This is a genomic window from Pseudactinotalea sp., assembly GCF_048594945.1.
Classification (GTDB): Bacteria; Actinomycetota; Actinomycetes; order Actinomycetales; family Beutenbergiaceae; genus Pseudactinotalea.
Window position 1 is genome coordinate 1 of sequence record NZ_JBMDXJ010000048.1, and the last position, 3,337, is coordinate 3,337.

4 protein-coding genes are annotated in these 3,337 nt (G+C 69.3%); all 4 read left to right on the forward strand.

Translation table 11 applies throughout. The annotated features are described in order from the left end of the window. Window positions 1-561 (forward strand): CoA transferase (locus tag ACOJSN_RS02320; RefSeq protein WP_420110896.1); only part of this gene is annotated, 561 nt, incomplete at its 5' end. After that, window positions 558-1,658, forward strand: a complete 1,101-nt coding sequence (locus ACOJSN_RS02325; RefSeq protein WP_420110897.1) for a hypothetical protein — start codon at window positions 558-560, stop codon at window positions 1,656-1,658. The genes ACOJSN_RS02320 and ACOJSN_RS02325, both read left to right, overlap by 4 nt. Further along, window positions 1,655-2,437 carry an enoyl-CoA hydratase/isomerase family protein gene (locus ACOJSN_RS02330; protein WP_420110898.1) on the forward strand — a complete coding sequence of 261 codons (783 nt, stop codon included), beginning with the start codon at window positions 1,655-1,657 and terminating at the stop codon, window positions 2,435-2,437. Before ACOJSN_RS02325 ends, ACOJSN_RS02330 begins: the two co-directional genes overlap by 4 nt. 24 nt (window positions 2,438-2,461) lie before the next feature. Next, on the forward strand, window positions 2,462-3,337 hold an 876-nt coding region (locus ACOJSN_RS02335), incomplete at its 3' end, for a fumarylacetoacetate hydrolase family protein (protein WP_420110899.1).

Genomic DNA, 3,337 nt, shown 5'->3' on the forward strand with positions numbered 1-3,337 from the left:
ACGGTGGGCGGTGTGCCACAGGAGCGCGGAAAGGAGCCGAACGCGCACGTCTACATCCGTGCTCCGTATGGCGTGTTTGCCACCACGGATGGTTACCTCGCGCTGGCTTTCGCAGATCTGGACACGCTGAGCGAGATCTTCGACGATCCTTCACTTCACGGGCTCGATGCCGAGGAGCACGGCTGGACCCATCGCGACGAGCTGTACGCGACCGTGGCGGCTCACCTGACCAGCCGATCCACACAGGAGTGGCTCGACGTGCTGCTGCCGGCAGGGATCTGGGTGGGTCCGGTGTACGGCTACGAGGAGCTGGTCAACGACCCGCAGATCGTTCACAACGGGACGTTCGTCGAGTACGACCATCCCACTGAGGGTCGGGTGAAGACCCCCGGCTTCCCGTACCGGTTCTCCAAGACGCCGCCACGGGTCGATCGCGGCGCACCGCTGGCGGGCGAGCACACGCGCGAGATCCTCGCCGAGCTGGGGATCGATGACGACCGCGTGAGCGACCTGCTGGCCTCCGGTGTGATCGCAGAGCCGAGCGTGCCGGTCGGCTCGTGACCGACGTCGTCGGACTGACGTGGGACCACCCGCGGGGTCGGAACGCGTTGGAGGCTGCGGCCCCGCGTCTCGGTGACAGGTCGCTTCGGTGGGAGGTGCAGCCGCTGGAAGGCTTCGAGTCGGCGCCGATCGCCGAGCTCGCTGAGCGGTATGACCTGCTCGTGCTCGATCACCCGCATCTGGGTGACGCGTATGCGAGCCGATGCCTGCGTCCGATCGATGAGCTGTTCGACGCCGATCAGATCCGTTCGTGGGAACTGGCGTCGGTAGGGCCGAGCCTGGCCTCCTATCGCATGGCTGGGCACCTGTGGGCGCTTCCGCTCGACGCCGCAACACAGGTGTCGGCACGGCTGCTCCGCCTGGTTCCCCAGGCCCCCGCGCAGTGGGAGTCCGTGGCGGACCTGGGCGACGAGGGCCTGGTGGCCCTCAGCCTGGCGGGGCCGCACGCGTTCCTGTCGTTGTGCTCGATGGTGGTTTCGTTCGGTGATGACCCTGGCCGCCGCCCGGATCGCTTCTTCGACCGCTCGACGGCGGAGCGTGCGCTCGGTCTGTTGTCTCGCCTCGCGGAGCGGCTACCTGAAGGCACGGCAGCCCTCAACCCGATCGGTCTGCTCGATCGGATGCGCGAGGTGGGCGACATCGGATACGTGCCGCTCGTCTACGGCTACGTCACCTACGCCAAGGACGTCGCGTTCGGACCACCCCCGGCGCCGGGTGGCCGCGTGGGCTCGACGCTCGGTGGCACCGGGATCGCCGTGACAGCCCGCTGCACGCCATCCTCGGCGCTGCTGGAACACCTGCGCTGGCTGCTGACGCCGCAGACCCAGCGCGGCTTCATCCCCGGGCACGACGGCCAGCCTTCCGCGCGAGCCGCCTGGCTGGATCCGGCCGTGGATGCCGCCGCCCACGGCTTCTACTCGGCGACGCTCGACACGATCGAGGCGGCCTGGGTGCGGCCGCGACTTCCCGGCTACATCCCGTTCCAGGCTGCCGCCTCCGGGGCCGTGCGCGCCGCCGTGCTCGGCACGCGACCGCACGGCGCCGTGCTGGACGAGATCGAGGACCGTTTCGCCATCCTTCGAGAGGACCACCCGTGAGCATCACCTCCCAGACCGAGCTGATCGCCGTCGAGGCGGATGGCCCCGTGATCACCGTGCGAGTCAACCGCCCAGACAAGCTCAACGCGGTCACGCAGGAGATGAGCGAGGAACTCGAACGCATCGTCGGAGCGATCAACGACGATGCGCAGGTGCGCGCCGTCGTCTACACCGGAACCGGCCGCGCGTTCAGTGCGGGCAGTGACATCGCCACCCTCGACCAGTACGCCACCCCGTGGGAGTTCCGCAACAGGCGCGATTACTGCGACGCCTTGCGGGAGCTGCGCAAGCCCGTGATCGCGGCGATCAACGGCTATGCCTTCGGCGGTGGCCTGGAGGCGAGTCTGACCTGCGACATCCGGATCGCCGCCGAGACCGCGACATTTGCCGCGCCGGAGGTCAAGCTCGGGTGGATCGGCGGTGGCGGCATGTCCGCGTTGCTCGCTGCGTCGATCGGCGCCACCAACGCGGCCCTGATGCTGATGACGGGAGAAGCGATCGACGCCGCCACGGCGCTGGCCTGGGGCTTGGTCAGCGAGGTCGTCCCGGCCGGTGATCTGCTCGAACGCGCTCAGGAGCTGGCCGCTGTGATCGCGAGCCGGCCGCCGATCGCCGTCGAGACCGCCAAGGCCAACCTGCGCGCCGCCTGGAACCTCCCTCAGGAACAAGCGATCGTCTACGAGCGGGAGATGCAAGCGATCACGTTCGCTACCGACGATGCTGCCGAAGGTAGGGCCGCGTTCGCGGAGCGGCGCCCGGGCACCTTCCACGGCCACTGAGACCACCGACCCAAGGAGAGCGTGATGACTGAGCCCTGGAGCGGCGCCGCCGCCGATCTGTTGCCGACCGATGCCGCCGAAGCCGTGCTCATCGGCCGAGTCTGGCTCCCCGAGGTCGCGGGCCCGGCCGTCGTCGTGCTCCGAGACGGCGTGCTCCACGATCTGTCGCACACCTTCGCCACGGTGCGCGAGGTCACCGAGACCCACGACCCTGCGCGCGCCGTGCGCGCGACCGCGGGCACCGCCGTCGGCACTCTCGAGGAGATCTGGTCGAACACCGACCCCGACACGCGGCGTACCGACCGGCCGTGGCTGCTGTCGCCGATCGACCTGCACGTGGTGAAGGCCGCCGGCGTGACGTTTCCCGTGTCCATGCTCGAGCGGATGATCGAGGAGCGCGCTCGCGGTGAGGCCGAAGGCGCCGAGGGGATCCGCGCCATGGTGATGGACGCGCTCGGCGGCGATCTGGGCGCGCTGGTCCCCGGCTCTCCCGAGGCTGAGAGGCTGAAGGAGGTCCTCCTCGAAGCCGGCATGTGGAGTCAGTACCTCGAGGTCGGGATCGGACCCGATGCCGAGATCTTCACGAAGGCGCCGGTGCTGGCCACCGTTGGCTCCGGGGTGGACGTGGGCGTGCTCGCGGAGTCGCGCTGGAACAACCCCGAGCCCGAAGTGGTGCTCATCGTGTCCTCGCGGGGCGCCGTCGTGGGTGCGACCCTGGGTAACGACGTCAACCTCCGTGACATCGAGGGACGATCGGCGCTGCTGCTGGGGCGTGCGAAGGACAACAACGCCTCAGCCGCGGTGGGCACGTTTGTGCGGCTGTTCGACGACGGGTTCAAGCTCGCGCAGGTTCGCACCGAGACCGTCACGCTCTCGGTGGAGGGCATGGAGGGCTACGAG